This window comes from Ignavibacteriota bacterium (assembly GCA_019637995.1).
Lineage (GTDB): Bacteria > Bacteroidota > Ignavibacteria > Kapaibacteriales > UBA2268 > JANJTB01.
Map to the genome: position 1 here is coordinate 911,545 of JAHBUQ010000001.1, position 24,065 is coordinate 935,609.

At 35.1% G+C, this 24,065-nt stretch carries 20 protein-coding genes; 7 read left to right on the forward strand and 13 right to left on the reverse strand.

The features are described 5' to 3' along the window. Nucleotides 1-345: 345 nt before the first annotated feature. Complete coding sequence (locus KF896_03595; protein ID MBX3042780.1) at nt 346-2,007, forward strand: hypothetical protein; 1,662 nt, start codon at nt 346-348, stop codon at nt 2,005-2,007. A 26-nt stretch (nt 2,008-2,033) separates the two neighbouring features. Then, on the forward strand, nt 2,034-3,107 hold the full coding sequence (locus KF896_03600; protein ID MBX3042781.1) for a branched-chain amino acid aminotransferase: 1,074 nt from the start codon (nt 2,034-2,036) through the stop codon (nt 3,105-3,107). Nucleotides 3,108-3,519: 412 nt separating this feature from the next. Here the strand turns inward: KF896_03600 and KF896_03605 are convergent, their stop codons facing one another. From KF896_03605 to rpsA, 4 genes are all read right to left on the reverse strand, one after another. Next, a complete protein-coding gene (locus tag KF896_03605; GenBank protein MBX3042782.1) occupies nt 3,520-4,140 on the reverse strand; it encodes a cyclase family protein in 621 nt (206 codons plus the stop codon). Beyond that, entirely contained in the window at nt 4,137-5,147 is a 1,011-nt protein-coding gene (tsaD, locus tag KF896_03610) for a tRNA (adenosine(37)-N6)-threonylcarbamoyltransferase complex transferase subunit TsaD (protein ID MBX3042783.1), read from the reverse strand. Before tsaD ends, KF896_03605 begins: the two co-directional genes overlap by 4 nt. After that, nucleotides 5,144-6,391 (reverse strand): competence/damage-inducible protein A, encoded by a 1,248-nt coding sequence (locus KF896_03615; protein ID MBX3042784.1) that lies wholly within the window; start codon nt 6,389-6,391, stop codon nt 5,144-5,146. Before KF896_03615 ends, tsaD begins: the two co-directional genes overlap by 4 nt. Before the next feature lie 93 nt (nt 6,392-6,484). Next, nucleotides 6,485-8,491, reverse strand: coding sequence for a 30S ribosomal protein S1 (rpsA, locus tag KF896_03620; GenBank protein ID MBX3042785.1), 2,007 nt, complete (start codon nt 8,489-8,491; stop codon nt 6,485-6,487). A gap of 302 nt (nt 8,492-8,793) precedes the next feature. Between rpsA and KF896_03625 the strand changes: the two genes are divergently transcribed. Together KF896_03625 and KF896_03630 are read left to right on the forward strand one after the other, a co-directional pair. Then, on the forward strand, nt 8,794-10,197 hold the full coding sequence (locus KF896_03625) for a UDP-N-acetylmuramoyl-tripeptide--D-alanyl-D-alanine ligase (protein MBX3042786.1): 1,404 nt from the start codon (nt 8,794-8,796) through the stop codon (nt 10,195-10,197). A gap of 10 nt (nt 10,198-10,207) precedes the next feature. Continuing rightward, entirely contained in the window at nt 10,208-10,996 is a 789-nt protein-coding gene (locus tag KF896_03630; GenBank protein MBX3042787.1) for an arsenite methyltransferase, read from the forward strand. 175 nt (nt 10,997-11,171) lie between these two features. Here the strand turns inward: KF896_03630 and KF896_03635 are convergent, their stop codons facing one another. From KF896_03635 to dnaN, 5 genes are all read right to left on the reverse strand, one after another. Beyond that, entirely contained in the window at nt 11,172-12,326 is a 1,155-nt protein-coding gene (locus KF896_03635) for a sodium ion-translocating decarboxylase subunit beta (GenBank protein ID MBX3042788.1), read from the reverse strand. A 2-nt stretch (nt 12,327-12,328) separates the two neighbouring features. Beyond that, nucleotides 12,329-12,763 (reverse strand): acetyl-CoA carboxylase biotin carboxyl carrier protein subunit, encoded by a 435-nt coding sequence (locus KF896_03640; GenBank protein ID MBX3042789.1) that lies wholly within the window; start codon nt 12,761-12,763, stop codon nt 12,329-12,331. Between the two features lie 21 nt (nt 12,764-12,784). Continuing rightward, a complete protein-coding gene (locus tag KF896_03645; GenBank protein MBX3042790.1) occupies nt 12,785-13,213 on the reverse strand; it encodes an OadG family protein in 429 nt (142 codons plus the stop codon). A 12-nt stretch (nt 13,214-13,225) separates the two neighbouring features. After that, nucleotides 13,226-14,788 carry an acyl-CoA carboxylase subunit beta gene (locus KF896_03650; GenBank protein ID MBX3042791.1) on the reverse strand — a complete coding sequence of 521 codons (1,563 nt, stop codon included), beginning with the start codon at nt 14,786-14,788 and terminating at the stop codon, nt 13,226-13,228. Nucleotides 14,789-15,037: 249 nt separating this feature from the next. After that, a complete protein-coding gene (gene dnaN / locus KF896_03655; GenBank protein ID MBX3042792.1) occupies nt 15,038-16,222 on the reverse strand; it encodes a DNA polymerase III subunit beta in 1,185 nt (394 codons plus the stop codon). A gap of 123 nt (nt 16,223-16,345) precedes the next feature. Between dnaN and KF896_03660 the strand changes: the two genes are divergently transcribed. After that, nucleotides 16,346-17,008: a phosphatidylserine decarboxylase family protein gene (locus tag KF896_03660; protein MBX3042793.1), complete on the forward strand. Its 663-nt coding sequence runs from the start codon at nt 16,346-16,348 to the stop codon at nt 17,006-17,008. A 7-nt stretch (nt 17,009-17,015) separates the two neighbouring features. Here KF896_03660 and KF896_03665 read toward each other — a convergent pair whose 3' ends face one another. Together KF896_03665 and KF896_03670 are read right to left on the reverse strand one after the other, a co-directional pair. Further along, entirely contained in the window at nt 17,016-17,825 is an 810-nt protein-coding gene (locus KF896_03665; GenBank protein MBX3042794.1) for a cobalamin-binding protein, read from the reverse strand. 123 nt (nt 17,826-17,948) lie between these two features. Continuing rightward, complete coding sequence (locus KF896_03670) at nt 17,949-18,596, reverse strand: hypothetical protein (GenBank protein MBX3042795.1); 648 nt, start codon at nt 18,594-18,596, stop codon at nt 17,949-17,951. A 200-nt stretch (nt 18,597-18,796) separates the two neighbouring features. Between KF896_03670 and KF896_03675 the strand changes: the two genes are divergently transcribed. Continuing rightward, the gene (locus KF896_03675) at nt 18,797-20,023 is read left to right on the forward strand and encodes a hypothetical protein (protein ID MBX3042796.1); all 1,227 of its coding nucleotides are present in this window, start codon (nt 18,797-18,799) and stop codon (nt 20,021-20,023) included. Between the two features lie 27 nt (nt 20,024-20,050). Here KF896_03675 and ettA read toward each other — a convergent pair whose 3' ends face one another. Beyond that, nucleotides 20,051-21,727, reverse strand: coding sequence for an energy-dependent translational throttle protein EttA (gene ettA / locus KF896_03680; GenBank protein ID MBX3042797.1), 1,677 nt, complete (start codon nt 21,725-21,727; stop codon nt 20,051-20,053). A 58-nt stretch (nt 21,728-21,785) separates the two neighbouring features. Then, nucleotides 21,786-23,165, reverse strand: coding sequence for a 16S rRNA (cytosine(967)-C(5))-methyltransferase RsmB (rsmB, locus tag KF896_03685; protein ID MBX3042798.1), 1,380 nt, complete (start codon nt 23,163-23,165; stop codon nt 21,786-21,788). A gap of 60 nt (nt 23,166-23,225) precedes the next feature. Between rsmB and KF896_03690 the strand changes: the two genes are divergently transcribed. Beyond that, the gene (locus tag KF896_03690) at nt 23,226-24,029 is read left to right on the forward strand and encodes a hypothetical protein (GenBank protein MBX3042799.1); all 804 of its coding nucleotides are present in this window, start codon (nt 23,226-23,228) and stop codon (nt 24,027-24,029) included. Nucleotides 24,030-24,065: the final 36 nt, after the last annotated feature.

A 24,065-nucleotide genomic window follows, 5' to 3' on the forward strand; every position in this document is an offset into this window, starting at 1 on the left:
TGAATAAAAATTTTAATTTTGAACTTACTAGTAGGTTAAGTTTAGATCTACAAGTCAAAACATGGGAAATCATAAGCAACTAAATTATTGAAAATTTCATCAAAATCTTAAAAATATTGTAATTGAAAGCCACGATAATTTAATTATATTAAAAATTACAGATGCATTGGTTAAGCAAAATAATTTTAAAAATCAATGCGATTATAGTATAAGTTTGTGAAAGTATAAAATATGATAGAAATTTTTGAAAAAACAAGCATTTTTACTGATTTTATTTGGTTAACTAATTTTAACATTGTAAATTGCTTTTTATTTTAGTGTAATTTTAAAAAAGGTTATCAGAAAATGAAATTTGTCAAAATATTTTCCTTACTCAGCATTTTAATAATTGCTATAAGCTGCTCTGAGCAAAAAACACCAGAAAATAATTCAGGAAACGATATGTTGGATGAAATGACAAACAGAATTACCACTTATGCACCAATTGATTTGAAAGTTGATATTTCTCACCTGACAGAGCGTGAAAAAATACTGATTCAGAAATTGATTGAAGCAGGAGAAATAGTTGACCGTATATTTTGGAAACAAGCATCCCATGATGCTATTGCAGTTAGGGATTCACTAAGGGCTCTCAACACAGACGAGGCAAATAAATTTCTCGAATTCGTAATGATTAATTATGGTCCTTATGATGATTTAACAGACAAAGCCAGATTTGTCGGTATTGGTCCTGAAAGGCGACCTGTAGGTGGAGGTTTTTATCCCGAAGATATGACAAAAGAAGAATTTGATGCATTTGTTGAGGCAAATCCAACACTCGCAGATGTATATAAAAATGATTATACAATCATAACACGTGAAAATGGAAATCTTAAAGCAATTCCTTATGGAGTGTTTTACCCTGAGTCAATGGAACTTGCAGAAAAGCTTCAGGAAGCAGCAAATTTCGCAGATAATGAATCTTTGAAACGTTTTTTAATTATGCGGGCTGATGCTATTCGTACCGATAATTATTTCCCAAGTGATATGGCTTGGATGGAGATAGTTGGAAGTAATATTGACGTTGTGATAGGTCCAATTGAAAACTATCAGGATGAAATGTTTAACTATAAAACGGCTCACGAAGCTGTAATTATGGTTAAAGATATTGAAGCTACAAGAGAACTTGAAATGTACAAAGCAAATCTTGATAATTTCGAGCATAACTTACCAATTGACGATAAATTCAAGAATAAAACAATTGGAGATGGCAATATTATTCAGGTATGTAATGTGGTTTATTTTGGTGGCGACTGCAATCAGGCAATTAAAACTATTGCATCGGCACTTCCAAATGATCCGAAAGTTGCTGATGCAAAGGGTAGAAAACTTTCAATGTTCAAGAACCACATGGAAGCTAAATTTGAAGCCATAGTCAAGCCGATTGGAGAATTAATGTTTGTACCAGAGCGTGCAAAATATTTAAGCTCAAAAGCATTTACAAGTTTCGTTACACTTCACGAGGTCTCTCACGCACTTGGACCAAAATATACTTCAAATGCAAATAAGGAAGAAATCAGAGCAGCACTTAAAGAAAGATATTCAGCAATTGAGGAGACAAAAGCTGATATTTTGAGTATGTTCAATCACAAATATTTAAGAGCAACTAATCAATATACCGATGAGTATATAAAACAAGCTATGACAACATATGTTGCAGGATTATACCGGTCTATTCGTTTTGGTGGTGGAGCACATTACAGAGCAAATCTGATACAACTTAACTATCTAAAACAAGGTGGAGCTATTTTGCGCCTCCAAAACGGCAAATTCGACATTAACGAAGAAAAATTCTTTGACGTTGTTGAAAATTTAGCTAAAGAAGTTTTGATGATACAGGTAAACGGTGATTATGATAAAGCCGGTGAAATGCTTGACAAATTTTCGGTAGTTACTCAGGAAATTGAAGAAGAAATTAAAGCACTCTCGAATATACCGAGAGATATTAATCCTAAATACATTTTTTAAAAAATTAATGATGACAGGGAGGCGTTATGCCTGAAATTAAAGTAACAAAAACAGAAAAAACAAGAATTAATAACGTTAACTGGGATAATCTTGGATTTGGTGTTTATTTTTCAGACCATGTATTTATAGCTGAATATAAAGACGGCAAATGGAATGACGGAGAGATAGTCCCTTATGGTCCGATACCGATGGAACCGACAATGTGCACTCTGCATTACGGACAATCAATATTTGAAGGTATGAAAGCATTCAAAGCAGAAGATGGCGGTATAAATTTATTCAGACCTGACAGAAATGCTCACAGATTAAATCATTCAGGTTCGAGAGTATGCATCCCACCTTTTGACACTAATCATTTTGTTGATGCTTTGGTACAACTCATAAAAGTTGATAAAGATTGGGTTCCAACAAAAAGAGGACATTCGTTATATATTCGCCCGCTTGCTTTTGGTGATGGAAACTTTTTAGGTGTTCATTCATCCAAAACTTTCAAACTGATAATTATGACATCACCCGTTGCTTCTTACTATCCTGAAGGTCTTGCACCTGTGAAGATATTAGTTGCGAAAGATTTTGTACGTGCTGTTCGAGGTGGACTTGGTTCAGCAAAGACTGCTGCAAACTATGCTGCATCTCTTCTAGCAAGTGAAACTGCAAAGAAAGAAGGATATTCACAGGTGCTCTGGCTTGATGCAGTTAATCGTCATTTTGTTGATGAAGTAGGCGCAATGAACATTATGTTTGTTATAGGTGATGAAATAGTTACTCCCCCTCTTGATGCAGGTACTATTTTACGTGGTGTTACACGCGATACAGTTCTTGAACTTGCACGCGATTATGGTCTGAAAGTCAGCGAACGAACAATCACAATTGAAGATGTATTTGAATCTCATAAAAAAGGTGAACTCAGGGAAGTTTTCGGAACTGGTACGGCTGCAGTTATTTCGCCTGTAGGGCATCTTCATTATAATGGTGAAACAATCATCATTAACAATATGGAAATTGGTCCGGTTGCACAGCGCCTTTATGATAATATCACCGGTCTGCAATACGGTGAAATCGAAGATACAAAAGATTGGATTGTTAAAGTTAATGTGTAGTGTTAAAAAAAATGGGCTGACTTGATTTAATAAAAGTCAGCCCTTACTAATTTCATAATTTTCAATTCTTCTCAGAATTATTATTCGATGATTCTGAAATCTTTATATAAATTGGTATCAAATCAATATTTTCTTTATCGGCAATCTGGATTTTTTGTCTGCAAATTTCGATAAACAAAGTTTAAACTTCTTATACATTTGTATTTTTTTTTGAGAAAACTTTCTTATCATATTTCGGAACTAACCTAAATGAATCAGATTTCCTGTCGTTGTCTGAAATTAAATACATCAAATATTCTGAATTGTAAACCCAATTATATCTTGAATTCATTTTTGAACTTATTTGAGAATTATCCCTTAATTGACAAAAATGTTTGATCAAAAAAATCAACTACTTGCTTTAAATTGTCAATTAATAAAATTCTGCAACGACTCTGCATGAAGCTGAATCTGCATCAATTTTTAAGGGTAAAGCAATCACATTGAAGTTTCTAACATTTATTAATGATTTTAGATTTGTTAAATTTTCGATAATCAAAATATCATTTCCAAGAAGCATTTTGTGAATTCTATATGGGTGTCTGTCCGGACTTGGGCTGTCCATTCCGACAATCGAAACACCTTTATTTATTAATACATCTGCGAATGATTCTTGAATATCAGGATATGAGTTATAGTATTCCTCACTCCCAAAAATATCCTCAAAACTTGTATAAATCAAAACAATATCGCCAATTGAAATATCAACATTTTCAAGCAAATCCGAATTAATCTCCTTTTCTCTCGCATCTATCAAATGACCTCTACCGAAGAATTTATTAATAGGAAAATCACACAATTTTCTTCCTCCGTCTATCATGTGAAGCGGTCCATCCATGTGCGTTCCGATGTGCATTCCGGAATTGAGCACATAGTTATTATAACCTGATTCAACGTATTTAACAGTATGAGTTATTGAAGGTGATAAATCACCCGGGAATGCAGGCATTCCGTCCTGCATTAAAATAGATAAATCCAATATCTTATTATTCATTTTTTTGCTCTTAATGCTGTTGAATTAACTGTAAAATCAAGCCTTTTAAAACTTTCCGGCTCTTCATTATATTTTTTTTCACCAATGAAACCAATCATAGCGGCATTATCCACACAATACATAATATCCGGTGCAATCATTCTTATATAAATTTTTTGAGTCTCGAAATCCAGTTTTTCCCTTAGTCCGGAATTAGCTGATACACCTCCGGCAATAACTACTGAAGAAACTTTAAATTTTTTTGCCGCTTTGATGGTTTTATGAACCAATACATTAACAATCGCAGATTGAACTGAAGCAGCTAAATCGTAAGCGATATTATCGTCAATTTGTCCATTCAACTCTTTATGTATGAAATATCTCACTGATGTCTTCAAACCCGAGAAGCTAAAATCGAAATTATCATCATGAATCATAGGACGCGGGAATGTATATGCTGTCGGATTACCTGTTTTTGCCATTTTGTCAATAATAGGTCCACCCGGATATGGCAACCCCATCAGTTTAGCAATTTTATCAAATGCCTCACCGGCAGCGTCATCTTTGGTTAAGCCGATGATTTCATAATCTCGGTATGATTTTACATAAAATAATGCTGTATGCCCTCCGCTGACAACAAGCGCAATGAATGGAAACTCCAAAGTGCTATCCTGCAGGCAACCCGAGAAAAGGTGTCCTTCAATATGATTAACCGGCACAACAGGCAAATCATATCTTAGTGATAATCCTTTCGCAAAATTTGAGCCAACAAGTAAGCTTCCGGCAAGTCCGGGTTGATTAGTCACTGCAATTGCATTAATGTTATCAATTGAGCAATTCGCATTCTCCAAAGCTTCACGTGTTATAGCTGATACAGCTTGAAGATGAGCTCTTGAAGCAAGTTCCGGAACAACACCACCGTATTTTGTATGAAAATATTGCGATGAGATAATATTACTGAATACTTCAGAATTGCTTACTACAGCAGCTGATGTTTCATCACATGATGATTCAATTGCAAGTATCATAATTCCAATACCAGATTTCTGATTAATTCCAATGCTTTGCTTGCTGCTCTTTCCCGATTCAACAAGCGGTCATTTCCAAAATTATATAATTTAGCAGTTGTTTCTCTTTCGTTCGAGATTCCAATCCATACAGTTCCAACCGGTTTTTCATCAGTGCCGCCTTCAGGTCCGGCAATTCCTGTTATTGAAATTCCTATGTCTGAATGGAATATGCTTCTGATATTTTGTGCCATCTCAATAGCCGTTTTCTGGGATACTGCTCCAAAAGTATTGATAGTATCTCTATTTACTTTTAAGTTGTTATTTTTAACTTCATTTGAGTACGCAATTATACCTCCTACAAAGTATTCTGAACTTCCTGATACTCTGGTAAGCCATTCTCCAAGTAAACCACCTGTGCATGATTCGGCTACAGAAAGTGTAAGTTTTTTTTGTTTGAGAATATCTCCAAGAACACTTTCCATAGTTTCATTGCCGTAACCAATAATAAATTTTCCGGCTTTATCAATGATATGCTGTTTCATCTTATCAAGAATATTTAAAGCTTCATTCCGGGATTTGGCTCTGCTACCAATTCTCAGTCTTACACTCCCTGCAGATGGTAGATATGCTAAATTAGCACCTTCAGGAAATTCATCAGGTTTGCCGATTAAATCTGCAAGATTCGATTCGAAAATTCCGGCAGTTTTAATAGTCAGATAAAGCTGAACCGAATCAGAGTATTTTTTGAAAAATTCAGTTGCAATTGGAAGAAAATCATTTTGAATTATGTATTTCATTTCTGTTGGAACGCCGGGAAGAGCAAGAACTAATTTTTGGTCTTTATCAAATAAAATACCGGGTGCTGTCCCTACCCTATTTCTGAGTACTCTTGATTTTGAAGGAACTAATGCCTGCGCTCTGTTGACGTCAGTCATCTTGCGATTGCGGGATTCAAACCATGATTCGAGGTAACTTAAAGTTTCACGGTGTATTATAAGTTCATCATTAAAATACTCTGTCAGTACACCTTTTGTAATATCATCATGTGTTGGACCGAGCCCGCCTGTTATTATTACTACCTCAGAACCGCTGATTAACTTTTCAAGTTCAGACTTCATAATAACAGCATCATCAGGTACGGTTGAGTGCATATATACAGAATAACCGATATTTGTCATAAATTCAGAAATAAATGCCGAATTACTATTTATGACCTGCCCGATACAAATCTCATCACCAATAGTTAATACTGAAAATTTCATAAAATTACCATTTTTAAAATAATAAGGGATTGTCCGTGATATTTGAACAATCCCTTTTAAATCAATAACATAATTTAAGACAAATTACCGAAATTATGCCTGAGTTTCATCTTTAGTTTCAGCTTCTGTTTCTGTATTTTCAGTTGTAGTATCAGCTTCTGCTATTTCTGCAACTTTTTCCTCTTCAGGGGCAGCTTCAACAACATCAACATCTTCAACCGGAGCAGCTTCTGTAGCAATCACTCCTTTAGGGGTAAGTATTTTTTTATTCACTACAGTATCGTCGAAAACTATACCTTCGAAATCTTCATTTGATAATTTCTTATAGTCAAGATTATACTCTTCGCTGAAGAAACTGGCTTCTGAGCTGTCGTAAGTTACTTCCATTGGAGCACTGTCAGCATTTGGTACCGGATGAGCTCTGTTATAATCATCAATAATTTGCTTGTCTTTATTGCGGAGTGCTTCAACTACTGATAATACAATTTTCTTTGCTTCTTTGTCGAATTCAACAACTTTAAGCGGAAGCATATCGCCAATTTTGAAATATTCGCTGATATTCTTAACCGGAGCAAATGAAAGCTGTGATACAGGAACAAAACCGTCAACACCTTCAGGCAATTCTACTATAACACCTTTTTCGATAATTCTTTCAATTTTAGCTTCAGATTCTTGTCCGATGCTGTAAGTAGTTTCAAAAGTATCCCAAGGATTAGAATTAATTTGCTTATGACCAAGAGCTATACGTCTTTGTTCTGGGTCAATGCTAAGAACCATCACTTCGAGTCTGTCACCTTTCTTGACAAATTCACCGGGGTGACGGATTTTCTTAGTCCATGATAAATCACTGATATGAACAAGTCCATCAACACCCGGTTCCAATTCAACAAATACACCAAAATTGGTGAGATTGCGAACGATACCATTATGTTTTGACTCAACAGGGTATTTCTTCATTAAGTCTTCCCATGGGTCCGGATCGAGTTGTTTCATGCCAAGAGCAAGTTTTTTATTGTCTTTATCAATGTTTAATACCATTGCATCAACAACCTGACCCATAGAAACGATTTGCGACGGATGCTTAACGTGCTGTGTCCATGACATTTCGCTTATGTGGATAAGACCTTCAATACCTTTTTCAATTTCAATAAACGCACCATAATCAGTCAAGCTGACAACTTTACCTGTGACTTTAGTAGATTTTTCGTATTTGTCACCGATAGTATCCCATGGATGTGGAGTAAGTTGCTTCATACCGAGCGAAATTCTCTTCTTATCGCCATCAAAATCAAGCACGACAATTTTTACAACTTCATCAAGAGATACGATTTCTGAAGGATGCGTTACACGACCCCATGAAAGGTCAGTAATATGCACAAGACCGTCAACACCGCCAAGGTCAACAAACACACCGAAGTCTGAAATTGCTTTAACTGTACCTTCAAGTACAAGACCTTTTTCAAGGCGTGACATTATTTCATTACGTTGTTCTGATAATTGTTCTTCAAGAAGAACTTTATGCGAAACAACAACATTTTCACTTGGATGATTTACTTTTACAACTTTTACATCAATTGTTTTGCTTACCCAACCATCAAAATCTCTAACAGGACGAACATCAATTTGTGAGCCCGGAAGGAATGCTTCTATACCAAGAAGGTCAACAACCATACCACCTTTGATTCTGCGTAAAATCTTTACTTTGGTAACTTCTTGCTTGTCGAATAATGCTATAATATCTTCCCAGATTCTCATGAAATCTGCACGGCGTCTTGAAAGAAGCAGTTTTCCACTGGAATCTTCCATTTTTTCGATGAATACGTCTATTTCATCACCGATTTTGTAAGTTTCGGCATTAAGTAGTTCTGCTTTTGGCACTACGCCAAGAGATTTGAACCCTATGTCAACAAAAACTTCATCTTTAGTGATGTTGACAATTTTACCGTTAACAAGTTCATCTTCTTTAATTGTTTTGATTGCACTGTCAAACATTTTTGAAAATGTTTCATCATCAAGTTCAAATGAATCAAATCCACCTTCCAAAAAGTTTACAACAGCGTCTGCGTCGTAACGTTTGACCTGTTTTTGAATGCCGCTCATAGGATGTTTGGAATCAGCTCCCTGAAAATCGCCTTCTGCTACAGCGACAACATCCTGATTCATATTAGCATTTTCCGACATTAAAGTCCTCCAAAAAAAAATTATATTAGTTTAACAAATAGTGCAATATTGCACCGGAATTATTTTTTCGTTTTTGTAAATTTTAGCCTTGCAAAATAACACTTAATTTTATAATAAACAAATAATTTAAGTGATTTTTTTTAAATTAGATGAAATTTTTTTTAATAATGTCTTTTTTGAAGCGTCTATTTGATTTTAAATTTATAGAATGTGAAATAATAATGATTTCAAATAAAGCTACTTTTTCTGCAATTGAATTAGCTTCAATTTTTGGTGATAGTAAACTTATTAATTTTATAGAAGATCAATCAGTATGTGGAATTGTAACCGATACAAGAATAATTGAAAAGGGCAATATTTTCATAGCTTTGATTGGCGAAAAATTCAACGGACACGATTTGGTTTCTCAGGCTTTTGAAAAAGGTGCTTCAGCTTGTGTTATAGAAATAAAATATTCTGAAAATATCCTGCAAAACTTTCCCGAAAAATCATTCATAATTACTGATAATAATTTAGATGCATTAGGTAAAATTGCAAATTATCACAGAAGAAGATTTAATTTCCCTGTGCTTGGAATAGCCGGCTCAAACGGCAAAACAACAACCAAAGAAATGGCTGCGGCAGTACTTGCTAAAAAGTATAAGGTGCTCAAAACATTCGGAAATTTTAATAATAAAATTGGTCTGCCACTTATGTTACTTCAATTTTCTGAGGATTATAATTTTGCAGTACTTGAAGTTGGCACAAATACTCCCGGAGAAATTTACGACTTATCAAAAGTATCAGAGCCAACTGACGCATTGATTACAAATATCGGGAAAGAGCATCTCGAATTTTTAATAGACCTCGACGGTGTCGAACTTGAAGAGACATATATATTTTCTGCAGTAAGGTCAGGCGGACACGCTTTTGTAAATTATGATGATGAGCGATTGAAAAATTATGGACATATTCTAAGCAAATTTACAACTTACGGCGAACATGAGCATGCCACAATAAAATGTAGTTACGAACTAAATACTAAATTAAATCCACGAATTACAGTATTCAAGCAAGACAAAACCAGCTATTCGTTTGATATGCAAACCGTTGGTTATGCTTCAGCTCTCAATGCAATAGCGGCAATCGCAGTAGGAACTCATTTTGATGTAAAAGATAGCGAAATTGCAGAAGCATTATCAGATTTCAAGCCGCTTGAAGGTGAATCGGGATATGGCAGGATGGCAATATTTTCAAAGAATAATATCACAATTATTAATGACACATATAATTCTAATCCTGACTCAATGAAAGCGGCACTAAAAAATATTGAAATGTTCAAATCCGATGGACTCAAAATTGCTGCGCTCGGTGATATGCGTGAGCTTGGAGAATCAGCATTTGAAGAGCATCAGAACACTTTAAAAAATGCTTTAGAAGTATGTGATTTGATTTTTGTAACAGGAAATGAGATGAGTAAAGCTGCTGAAATTCTTAAATCTGATAAAATTAAAGTTTATGAAGATAAACAGACTTTATCAAATGCAATAGCTGCTTCTCTCAAACAAAATGATTGCCTGCTGGTCAAAGGCTCACGCGGTATGCAGATGGAACAAATAGTAAATAATTTAAAAGAAATTTTATAAGAATATTATAATGAATACATATAATAATGATAATATAAAGAATAAAGTTCGCGAAGATTACAGCAAAGTTGCACTTTTAAATACTTTAGATAGTAGTAGCGGTTGCTGTGGTTCACCAATATTAGTTAATTCAGAATTATCGCTTAATATGGGTTATAAAAATTCGGATTTAAAAGCTGTACCTGATGGTTCCAATATGGGTCTTGGATGTGGCAATCCACAAGCAATCGCATCAATTAAATCAGGGGAATATGTACTTGACCTTGGCAGTGGAGGCGGGTTTGATTCTTTTCTTGCTTCACCTCAGGCAGGAGAAAGCGGCAAAGTTATTGGTGTTGATATGACCCCTGAAATGGTCAGCAAAGCTCGAAGCAATGCCGAGAAAAGCGGGTTTTCAAATGTGGAATTCAGACTTGGTGAAATTGAGTATTTACCGGTTGCAGATAATTCGATTGATGTGATAATATCTAACTGTGTAATCAATCTCTCACCCGATAAGCAGCAAGTGTTTAATGAAGCATTTCGTGTACTAAAGTCTGGAGGCAGGCTTGCTATTTCAGATGTAGTTGCATTTGCTAAATTTCCTGATGAGGTTCGTTCAAACCTGACTCTTTACTCAAGCTGTATTTCGGGTGCTGAAGAAATTGACAAACTTGAACAAATTATTCGTAATTCAGGTTTTGAGAATATCGAAATCAAGCCAAAGGATGAAAGCAAAAAATTTATGAAAGAGTGGGCTCCGGGAACTAATCTAACTGATTTTGTTGTATCAGCCACAATTGAAGCTGTAAAACCATGATTATATTACCCTTGAAATAATAATTGAATTATAGAATGATGAGCAATAACGAAGTATAAATATCAATAAAAAAAATTACACCTAAACTAAATAGATTTTAAATTAAACAGCCTAATTATAAAAAAGCCCTCAACATAATTTGAGGGCTTTTATTATTTTAATCAACCAATGAATATCAAGCAGCCCAAGATATTTTTAACAGATAACTAAGCAAAATACCGGCTGCAACTGCAGAGCCAATAACACCTGATACGTTTGGGGCCATTGCATGCATCAATAAGTGATTATTTTTATTTTCTGCAAGACCTAATGCCTGAACAACTCTTGCACTATCCGGAACTGCTGATACACCCGCTGCACCAATCATAGGATTAAGTTTATTATCTCCCTTAAGGAATAAATTCATTAACTTAGCAAACAATACTCCGCTTGCGGTAGCAACCATGAATGATAACGCACCTAAAACGAAAATGAGTATTGACTGTGGCGTTAAGAATGTTGTAGCCTGAGTTGAAGCACCAACAGTAACACCAAGCAATATTGTTACAATATCAATCATTTGTTTACTGGCAGTATCTGCAAGTCGTTTTGTAACACCGGATTCTTTGAGTAAATTACCAAAGAAGAGCATTCCGAGAAGTGGCAATGCACCCGGCGATATGAATGTCGTCAGCAATAACCCAACAACGGGGAAGAACATTTTTTCCAACTTGGAAACTGCACGCGGCGGTTTCATTCTGATTAAACGCTCATCTTTTGAAGTCAGAAGTTGAATAATCGGCGGTTGAATAACTGGCACAAGAGCCATATATGAATAAGCAGCAATTGCAATCGCACCGATAAGTTCGGGAGCGAGCCTCGAAGCAAGAAATATCGCAGTAGGACCATCAGCTCCACCGATGATACCGATAGCGGCTGATTGTTCGAGAGAAAAACCCATTGTAAGTGCAGCTAAAAATGTTATAAATATACCAACCTGAGCAGCAGCACCCAAAAGCATCAGCTTTGGATTTGACAATAGGGTTGAAAAGTCCGTCATAGCACCGATACCGAGGAAAATTAAGGGTGGATAAATACCCTGAAGTACACCAAAATACAGGTAATTCATAACACTGCCGGACTCATAAATTCCAAGCTGCAAACCAACACCTTCCATAAAAGGTATATTACCAATTAAAATACCAAATCCGATAGGAACAAGCAATAGTGGTTCGTAGTCTTTTTTTATAGCTAAATAAATAAAGATTATACCAACAGAAATCATTATCAAATGTCCCCAGGTTACGTTTGCAAAGCCCGAGAACTCAAGAAAATGCATCAAACCTTCCATGATTAATTGCCCCCTATCTCAACCAGAACATCTCCTTCGAGTACTGAATCGTTCACATTAACCTTAATAGCAGAAATAACTCCATCTATGTCAGCTTTTATGTCATTTTCCATTTTCATCGCTTCCATGATCAGAATAGTATCTCCGACTTTAACTGTATCCCCAACCCTTCTCTTAATTTCAAGAATTGTACCTGGTAAGGGTGACTTTATTGACATAGTCGTTGAAGCTGTCGGTACGTTTGTTTTTTGTCCGGGATTATTGTTGGGAGTAGTGATTGAACGAACAAGTTTTGGAGTTTTTATAATAGGCTTATCTAATTTTATGTCAACTTGATAAACTGTACCATTTACTTCAACTTCCGCAACATTATCCTCTATGTCTCTAACTTCGACATCATAGTCGTTCCCGCGAATAGCAAATTTAAATCTTTTCATTTTTTTTCCTGATTGATATTTTTATACATGTTTTCTGATATTGTAAATTTTCGAACTCCATGGAGCATAAGGTCGAGGAACTCTATCTATTGTCAGAATAGCACTTTCCTGGTCGTGTACCTGTGCGAAATACAAGTGAAGCGCCATGCTGATAGCAGCATTGATTTCACCTGAAACATCTTCCTGATTTGCAGAAGATACTGCCACTTTTTCAGAAGGGCGTACATTTCTAAGTTGTATTTTTTTTATTACTTTAGCTGTGCCTGCAACTGCAAATGCTGTAATCGTCAATACAGCAAAAACAATCACAATCCCTACAACCGACATTACTGTAGCATCGTCCATGTACTGATTTTGCAAATCGAAAGTGATACTATTCAGACTTTTAACACCCGCATCCGATAATCCCGCGATTAGTTTTGTCATACCATTTAAAATTTCGTATGTCATCATCATATCTCCTTATAATGGTATGTTGTCATGTTTTTTGAGTGGATTGTTATCCTTCTTAGAAGCGAGCATCTGTAAAGCACGAATAATTCTAAATCTTGAATTTCTTGGCTCTATAACATCATCAATATACCCATATTTTGCGGCAACATAAGGATTTGCGAATTTATCTTTATACTCCTGTTCTTTTTCAGCAAAATATTTTGCTCTGTCATTCGGATCAGCAAATTCAGCAAGTTCTTTACTATATAATACTTCTATTGCACCTTTTGGTCCCATTACTGCGATTTCTGCTGTGGGCCAGGCGTAGTTTATATCACCGCGTAAATGCTTTGAACTCATTACATCATAAGCACCGCCATAAGCTTTTCTCAAAATGACAGTTACCTTAGGTACTGTTGCTTCTCCGTAAGCAAATAACAGCTTAGCACCGTGAATAATGATGCCGCCGTATTCTTGTGCTGTACCCGGCAAGAATCCGGGAACATCTACAAGAGTAAGAATTGGAATGTTGAAAGCATCTGTTAATCTTACAAATCTTGCCGCTTTACGTGAAGCATTAATATCAAGTACACCTGCAAGATAGTTTGGCTGATTAGCTACAATACCAACCGGCATTCCATTGAATTTCGCATAACCTGTAACAACATTCTGGGCATAATTTCTTTGAATTTCTAAAAATTCGTCATCGTCAACTATTGAGTGAATGACATCCTTCACGTCGTAAGGTTTGTTCGGATTATCAGGAATAATATAATTTAATTTATCTTCTAATCTGTCAATTGGGTCAGAGCAGGAGTAAATAGGCGGGTCTTCCATATTGTTTTGTGGAAAGAAGCTCAATATTTTGCGAATAAGCAATAATCCTTCTTCCTCATTCTCTGCCACAAAGTGATTAACACCTGATTTAGTTGCATGAACGTGTGCGCCGCCAAGCTGCTCAACTGTTACATCTTCATTTGTTACTGTCTTAACAACTTTTGGACCGGTTACGAACATATAGCTCGTACCTTTTGTCATGATTGTGAAATCTGTTAATGCCGGCGAATAAACAGCACCACCTGCACAAGGACCGAAAATTGCAGAAATTTGAGGAACAACACCCGATGCCATAATATTACGTTGAAAAATATCAGCATACCCACCGAGTGATTTCACACCTTCCTGAATTCTCGCTCCACCACTGTCGTTGATACCGATAATTGGGGCACCGACTTTCATGGCTTTATCCATTACTTTGCATATTTTCTGGGCATACATTTCTGATAATGAGCCACCAAAGACTGTAAAGTCCTGTGAAAATACAAATACTAATCTACCGTCAATCGTTCCATAACCTGTTACAACACCATCAGATAAAACTTCGGTACCTTCAAGTCCGAAGTCGCGTGTTCTATGTGTAACAAACATATCAAATTCTTCAAAACTTCCCTCATCCAAAAGCATACTGATACGTTCGCGTGCTGTGTATTTTCCCTTCTTATGTTGGGCTTCAATTCGTTTTTCACCACCACCGAGGCGTGCTGTTTCACGCATCTTCATCAGCTCTTTGATTTTTTCTTCAATCATCGCCATAATATTTCCTCAAAAAGAGTAAAACTAAATAAAAATTAATTTTCAAATTAATAAAATTCATTAATACAAAAATACATACATAATTGTAAATAGACAAGTTTATTGTGAAAAACATTGTCAAAAATTTGTTTTTTATAATAATATATTCACAATAAATTCATTGTTAGTGTCATATTTATAAAAAAATCCCTGATATTACATATCATTGTTATAATATCAGGGAATTTAAGATTTCAAGTAGGAATATTTTTATGCTGTAATTCTTACCGGCATAACTAGCATTAATAATTCATTTGCATCTGATTTAGGAGTTATTAAAGCAGGGCGATTCGGTTCTGAGAAGGACATATTAAAAATATTATCCTGTGTATCTTTTGTATCAATATTTTCAAGTGCATCAAGAACAAATTTATAATTAAATGCAATAGAAAATTCAGGTCTGTTAAATTCACATGATATAATTTCATGACCATGTTTGCCGGTTTCTTCATCTTCAGCAAACACTTTAATTTGATTTGATTCGATGAAAAATCTCACCTGACGGGATTTTTCATTCGAGAAGAGTGAAACACGCTTCAATGCAGTAATAAACTCATTAAGATCGGCTGTAAGCAAAAGCTCATTTCCCTTTGGAAGCACTGATTCATAAGGTGGGAATTTCTCATCAATGACTCTTGTCATGAATGTGGAGTTTTCCATATCAAATCTTGCGTGAGTTATCTTACCATAATTTTCTATGGTAGTCATAATAACATCTGAATCAACTTTCTTTAAAATTTCAACCGCTTTCGCTGGGAGTAACAAGTCAAAATTTTGTGGAAATATGGGTTTATCAGAATTAACCGTACATTTAGAAAGTCTGAAGCTATCTGTAGCAACAGCATTCACAAAAGTTTCGCGGAATTGAAAGAATACACCTGTCATAGCTATTCTGTATTCATCAGTCGAAACACTGAATATTGTTTTGTCAGCTAAGCGAACAATTTGCTCACGTGTAAATTCAGCTCTGTTATGCATTGATGAAACAACTCCTTCTGCTTCATCAAATGCTGCTTCAGTATCGAAAAGTTGAGGTATGTCTATATAATCATCCGGGTCAAGTCCTTTCATTTCGTAAGTGCCTTTAGCTGAAATAATTTTTACCTCAAAATTTTCGAGATTAGTCTCAAATTTGATGGAGCCGACAGTTCCCAAAGCTTTAATGATTTCATTCAGCATTCTTGCAGGAACTAAAATCGCTCCTGCTGTTTCGCTGATAACTTCAGTATTTGCAACTATTGTAATATTTTGATCAGTAGCAATAATTTGCAACCTGTTACCGTCAAGTTTGAAATAAAGATGCTCCAAAACCGGAACTGTAGATTTTGGTGGTACTGCCGGAAGTACCTTTTGGAGTACTTTCTGTAAATCCGAAAGTAATACTGTAAATTCCATTTTTACGCCTGTTGTATGATATTAAAAAACTTTTTATTATTTTGCATAAATTAAAAAGTAAATTTACAAATTTAGTTTTTGAAAACAAAAATAAATATTGATTTTTTCACTTATGGAACTGCTATGTTGATAACTAAATATGGAGTAGATAATTTTTTAGCTATAATTGTAATATCATTACTTTTAATAGCTTTAGGTACTTTTTTGCCAAAATCATGGTTCAACTATATACCCCTAAGCTTTGGTATAATTTTATTTATATTTGCCTTTGTCTTTTTCAGGGACCCTGAAAGAGTGATACCTACTGAAGTTTTGGAAAATGATAAATTCATTTTAGCACCTGCTGACGGCAAAGTAGTTGAAATAACTGATGACATTGAAAAAGACTACGTTCAGGGTGAGGCAATCAGGATAAGTATTTTCCTATCTCCGCTTGATGTTCATGTTAATCGAAGTCCTGTATCGGGCAAGGTTGAGTATTACAAATATTTTCCCGGTGAATATCTTGTAGCCTATCATCCAAAATCTTCAGAGCTTAACGAACACAGTAAAATCGGCGTGATTACATCATCAGGAAAAGTAGCTTTCAAGCAGATTGTTGGAGTGCTTGCCAGAAGAATTGTATGCGATGTTAACGTTAACGACAATCTAAAAGCCGGTGATAAAATCGGAATGATGAAATTCGGTTCCCGAATGGATATTTTCGTGCCTAAAGGAACTGAGTTTATGTCAAAAGTTGGAGACCGTGTAGTTGCAGGTGAAACTATTATGGCAAGAATGCCATAATTATTTACTAATTTTTCTCGCTCCATTTTGTAAATATTTCAGTTAATATTTTCAGCCCGTCTGATAGTGCGGCAGGACCGGGTTGGAGAATTATACCCGAATCAATTTCGAAAATATTATTACTTTTTACAGCATTGATGTTATCCCAGCCCTTTCTTTTTAGCATAGTTTGTTTTCGGAAGGGCTTTCCGCACCATGAAGCTAATATTATGTCGGGATTTCTTATGATAATTTCTGTATCATCTTCTACAATTCTGCCATTTGCATTATGCGATAAACGATGCTCTTCAAAAATATCTTCTCCACCGCAAATTTCGATTATTTCACTAACCCAACAAATTCCGGTAATTATCGGGCTAAACCACTCCTCAAAATATACTTTAGGTTTTCTTTTCAATTTTTGGGCTGCAAGTTTTGCTTCTTGTATATTATGATTAAGCTCTTCAATCAATCTGTCAGCTTCAGATTCAAAACCTGTGATTGCGCCCAATTTTAAAATCATAGATAAAATCCCTTCGACACTTCTATGATTAAATGTATAAACCTCTACCCCATTTTTAATCAAATCACTAACAATATTTGCCTGTAAATCAGACCATGCGAGAACTAAATCCGGCTTCATATCAAGAATTTTGTCAATGTCAGCATCAAGATATCTTGATACAATTTCTTTCTCGAGTTTAGCTTTTTCAGGTCTTACAGTATATTCTGTAATGCCTGTTATCAGCTTGTCTGCACCAATCCTATAGAGAGTTTCAGTAGTTTCTTCAGTCAAGCAAATAATTCTTTCAGGATATTTTGGGTTTATGATATTCATTTTATTTTTTCCAATTTAATTTATTTTTATGTAAACGTTTAATTTATTCAAATATTCAATTTAAAAAAAAATGCCCACTTCATTTAATAAAAGAGGGCATTGATTTATAGAAATCTAAAAAAATTATTTGAGACTATTTAGAAATCTTTCCCAGATTTCGAGTTGTTCTTCATTTAAAAGTTCAGCAATAGCATCAAATAATTCATCACGACAATCTTTTAATCCTTCACGGATTTCAACTAAAGCAGGATTGTTGATCATAGCTTCCCTAACCTTTTGATTAAGCTGATTAATCAACCTCTGAGCCTGTTCACGAGTAATATCTCCGCTTTTGACCTGCTGCATAATTTCACGTCTTTCAACATTAGCACGCTGTACGATTGCTTGCCTTACAGCTTGAAGCTTACGGAACCACTGAATTTCGCAAATATGGTGTTTATTGAGCAATTCTCTAAGAGCTGCCATTTGCTCATCATCAAGTTCCATTGCTCTGATTACTCTTTGCAATATAATTTTGTTTCGGACATGTGGCGGCAATCTTCTTTCGTCTAATTTGCCATCAGGGCGCATTGGCTGTAATTCGTCCAATTTGATGTCACTGTCAATAGTGGCTTCAGTGATTTCAAAGTTTTCGACATTGTATTCGAAAACTGAAAGTTGATCGGGTGAAAGACTATCACTACCTGCGATATTGTTACTTTCACTGCAAGAGCTTAGAAAGGCAAGAGAAATACTCGTTACAATTATTAAAGATAATTTCAGAAAATTCATAGAAAACCTCAAATATTTAAAAAGAAATTATTTATTTACGATTTTTAGACATACAAAATTATAAAAAGGTTTAATCTTTCAATCAGAAAAAAATGAAATTTCAAATATTTTCAAAAAAATTTAAATAAATATTTCATTCAGACGATATATATTAAAGTAAAGTATTGAGTTAGTTAGAAATGGAAGACCTAAACCTACAAATGAAAATTAAGGACGGAATCGAAAAAATTGGTCCACAAAGCTATGGTGTTAAGAATTACTATGTCCGTCAGAGTAGTAATAAATCTCAGCCAAGGCTAAAGCATTTCAGAGTAGGAGAAATATTGCAAGGAACTATACTCACAACAGACGGAAATGGAACAGGACTTGTCAGACTTCCAAGCGGAGACTTTAATTGTTATCTGCATAAAGGGCTCAAAAAAGGAGATGAGCTATTTTTTAAAATTACAAGTGTTGAACCCGGACTTGTGATTAAAGTTCACGCAGTACAGTCATTTTTTAAAAGAGTAAAAAGAAAAAAAGAAGATATTGTCAGAATACTCGATCTTCCACAGGATGATATTTACTATTACACAGCTGATATTTATCTTACTTTTAAAAATATGATATACAAAGATGATCTGCTGAATTTTTATAAATTCTATGAGCGGGTACCGAATAATAACGTTTATGATGTTGAAGCTCTTAGCAGGACACTTTTCTGGCTCTCAGAGTCAGGTATTTCATTCGAATTTGATATTTTCAGTACCTCATATAAATATTTTTATGGCATGAAATATATGGATAGTTATATTAGCAGTGTACTTCTAAAAAAATTTTCGGAACTACCTGAAAATCTAAAAGCGATATTAAACCCCTTCAGAATGAAATATTATAATTCAAAAAATGAACCAAATTTAGGTGTTGACTTTTTATCAGTAAATTCAGAAACTCAGGGCTTAAATTTTTATACTTTAATGAAAAAATTATCTTCATCTCAATTATTTGACAACAATGAATATCTTACAGGCAGAATTTCTGATTTTATCCAGTCAATGTACTTTTGGAATACGATTTGTACAGGTAGTGATGCTGCTTATCACTGGACATTTCCTTTTATGATTGCCGGAAAGACTAAGCTTATCACATTAGTAGTCAGATCTCAATTTAATATACGACGAATGATGGGAATAAGCACTGGATCGTACGAGGATATTGATGTTGGAAATATTTTTAGCATTATTTTCAATCGTCACAGCAACGAACTCAAAAATTATTTTGATAAATCACCGAATATTAAACAAATATTGGAAATTTTCGAAAAATATTTATCTGAGAGTGGATTAAAATTGCTCGCCATCCATTATTATGACGACGAGCTTATTACTGTTGAGTCTGCAGAAGGTGCTGTAATATCTACAAACAGAAGCATTTCATTTGTGGTTTAAATTAGTCCACATCAATTCAGGTTATAATTAATCTTTCAATTTTTTGTATTTAATTCTGTGTGGACCTGTATCACCAAGTCTTTTCTTCTTATTTTCTTCGTATTCGCTATATGAACCTTCAAAGAAATAAACTTGTGAATCCCCTTCAAAAGATAAAATATGTGTAGCAATTCTATCCAAAAACCATCTGTCGTGGGATATAATAACAGCACAACCGGCAAAATTTTCCAAACCTTCCTCTAATGCTCTGAGAGTATTCACATCAATATCATTTGTAGGCTCATCAAGAAGAATTACATTTCCTTCACCTTTTAAAGTTTCTGCAAGATGCAATCTGTTGCGCTCACCACCTGAGAGTATTCCGCATTTTTTTTGCTGGTCAGGACCTGTGAAATTAAATTTTGCTACGTAGGCTCTTGAATTTACGGTTCTACCACCAAGTGTCATTAAATCATTACCACCCGAAACCTGCTCATAGACGGTCTTATCCAAGTCAATACTGGTATGAAGCTGATCAACATAGGACATTTTCACAGTTTCACCGATAGTAATGTCTCCATTATCAGGATTTTCTAATCCCATAATCATTCTGAATAATGTAGTCTTACCTGCTCCATTGGGTCCGATTATACCAACGATTCCGGCAGGCGGTAGCTCAAAACTGAGATTCTCAAATAAAATTCTGTCGCCATAAGCTTTTGTAAGATTATTTGCCTGAATCACATTATTGCCTAATCTTGGACCGTTAGGAATGAATATTTCAAGTTTTTCTTCTTTTTGTTTCACATCTTCATCAAGCATTCTTTCATAAGCCGAAAGTCTTGCTTTTGATTTAGTTTGCTTGGCTTTAGGTGACATACGCACCCATTCCAACTCACGTTCGAGAGTTTTCATACGTTTTTCATTCTGCTTGCCTTCTTCTTCCAGCCTCTTAGACTTTTGCTCAAGCCATGAAGTATAATTACCTTTCCAAGGAATTCCTTCGCCGCGGTCTAATTCAAGAATCCAGCCTGCAACATTATCGAGGAAGTATCTATCATGTGTTATTGCAATTACAGTGCCTTTATACTGCCTCAGGTGTTCCTCAAGCCACTGAATTGACTCAGCATCAAGGTGGTTAGTAGGCTCATCAAGAAGAAGTATGTCAGGCTCACTAAGAAGCAATCTGCAAAGTGCAACTCTTCTTCTTTCACCGCCTGAAAGAATTTTTATAGGAGTATCCCCATCCGGACAGCGGAGAGCATCCATAGCACGATCGAGCTTATTGTCAAGTTCCCAGCCACCATATCTCTCGATTAAATCAGTCAGCTCACCCTGACGGTCAATGACTTTCTGCATTTCGTCATCTTCCATTGGTTCGGCAAATTTTGCTGAAATATCTTCATATTCCTTAAGAAGGTCAACTATTTCCTGAACACCTTGTGATACAACCTCTTTTACAGTTGCATTTTCATCAAGTTCAGGCTCCTGAGATAAATGTCCAACCTTATATCCGGGGGAGAAAACCACATTACCTTCATAGGCTTGGTCAAGTCCGGCAATGATTTTTAATAGAGTAGATTTACCCGAGCCGTTTAATCCTATAATGCCAATTTTGGCACCATAGAAAAATGAAAGGTAAATGTTGTTAAGAACTCTTTTATTTGGAGGGAAAACCTTTCCAACTCCAACCATAGAAAAAATAATTTTATTGTCTTCTGCCATTTTTTTAATTATAATATTTTACAAATCTTAATTTACTGTTTTAAATGAATTTATCAAGCTAGGAATTTTTGATTAACCTGACTGCAAAAGCTCCATCCATCTTGGTTATATGAGGAATTGAATAATAAAAACCGTTCTTACAAAGAGCCGGATGAATATAATTTTCTGCAGGGTCAATTGAAAATTCAGGATGGTTATTTAGGAACCAATTGATGTTATCTTCATTTTCTTCCGGTTCGATGGTGCATGTAGAATAAATGATTACTCCACCCTTTCTTACAATTTTAGATGCATTTTCAAGAATTTTTCTTTGATGGGGAATTAATTTTGCGAGGTCCTCAGTTTCTTTTTTCCACTTAATATCAGGTTTTTTTGCAATTGTTCCAAGACCTGAGCAGGGAACATCTGCAAAAACAATATCAGGGGATTCATCAAATTTGTTAGTTTCGGCATCTTTGGTTACTGTTTCGATAATATCAAGCCCCAATCTAACTTTTCCGTCATTGATAAAGCGAAGTTTGGATTCATGTTTATCAACAGCCAGAACCTTTCCTTGATTTTCCATCATTTCAGCAAGTAAAAATGATTTCCCACCCGGAGCGGCACATAAATCAATAACCGACTGACCGGGCTTTGCGTCAGCAAGTCTTGCTGCTATCGAAGCGCTTGGATCCTGAATTGTAATTTTACCGGATTTAAAAATTTCGCTTGATGATATATCATATCTTGGAGATTCCAAAAGTAATGTTGATTTGTGAAACGGAGACTCGGAGTATGTAATATTATGTGTTTTGAAGATTTCCTTAATTGAATCAATGTCAGTATTTGTTTCAACAACTCTCACCGGAACATAAGGTCTCTGATTGTTGTAATCCATAAGTTTTTCGGCTTCCTGCAAACCGAAACGTTCAATCCATCTTTTGACCATCCATTTGGGATGAGAATACAAAACCGCAAAGAAATAAATTTCATCCTCAGCCCTATCCGGGTATCTTATATTCTCAACATTTCTTGCAATATTTCTAAGTACACCATTAACTATAGCAGCTGTTTTATCGCCCTGTATTTTCTTGACAATTTCAACTGATTCGTAAATTGCAGCAGGGATAGGTATTCTATTCAAAAAAAGCATTTGATATAATGCAATTCTCATAGAATTTTTTACTAAATTCAAACATTTCTGATAATCTCCATGATAAAATCCTGTAAGAATCCAGTCAATTTTTCCTCTCCATCTGATTACACCATTAACAATTTCATTTAGTAATGCTTTATCCCTATGGTCAATATTTTCTTGCCTGAGTTCGTTACTAAGTAGTTTATCAATATAAGAATCACTTCTGTCATATCTATTCAAAATTCTTACTGCAAGTTGTCTGACGGTCGGTGAATATTCAGAATTTTCAATAAATTCTTCGCTTCCTGAAAATTTTTCCATAATAAATATTAGTTTAAATAGTTATTTACATAGTTTCAAAACCATATTACGTAAAGTATAATGCGTCTATTGTATATTTATATTGTTATTATTTTTAGTTTGACCTTTGCATCACTTGGTCAAACACCTTATGTATCAACTCCTTTAATGCCGGCAAAGGATAGAGTGCCGGGATATTTTGGAGTATTAATCGGATTGGGGCAGAATTTTCAATCCGGGGAATTTTATGTTGATTGCTCCGATTGCATTTTTGAATCTGGAGTTGGTACCGGTTTTACTATTGGAGCCGCCTATGACAGAGTTGCACTTCCATGGCTAAAATACGGCATTGCCGGTTTCTACGATTACTCTGCTTTAAGCAGCACGTTCAGGGAAAATGAAATAATACCATTTGAGCTTGAAAATAGTGGAATCAGAGAAAATATCAATGTACAATTCCGGCATACAGCCGACCTGAATATTCATAATTTAACAGCGATGCCATATATCAAAATGGAGCCTTTCAGTTTTATGTTTTTCAGACTCGGATTTGGAGCTTCATATATTTTCTCTTCATCTCTTAAGCATGACAAGGAATTACTTCAAAAAGAAGCAACGCTTAGTAACGGTGCTGTCGTAACGATAAGAATTCCGGGTAGGACAGGATATCGGGTTAATGTACAGGATTCTGAGATAAGGCAATTAAACAACTTAGTATTAAGTTTGATGCCGGCATTAGGTTTTAAGATTAATTTCAGCGAAACGACCTATCTGATGCCATACCTACAATACAACGTACCTTTTAATGATATTTCAGATGAGGGTCAGAACTTCAGATTGAACCAATGGAGATTTTTCATTGAATTAGGATTCAAGTTGCATTAATTAATTTTCATATATGATTTTTTTAAGTACATATTG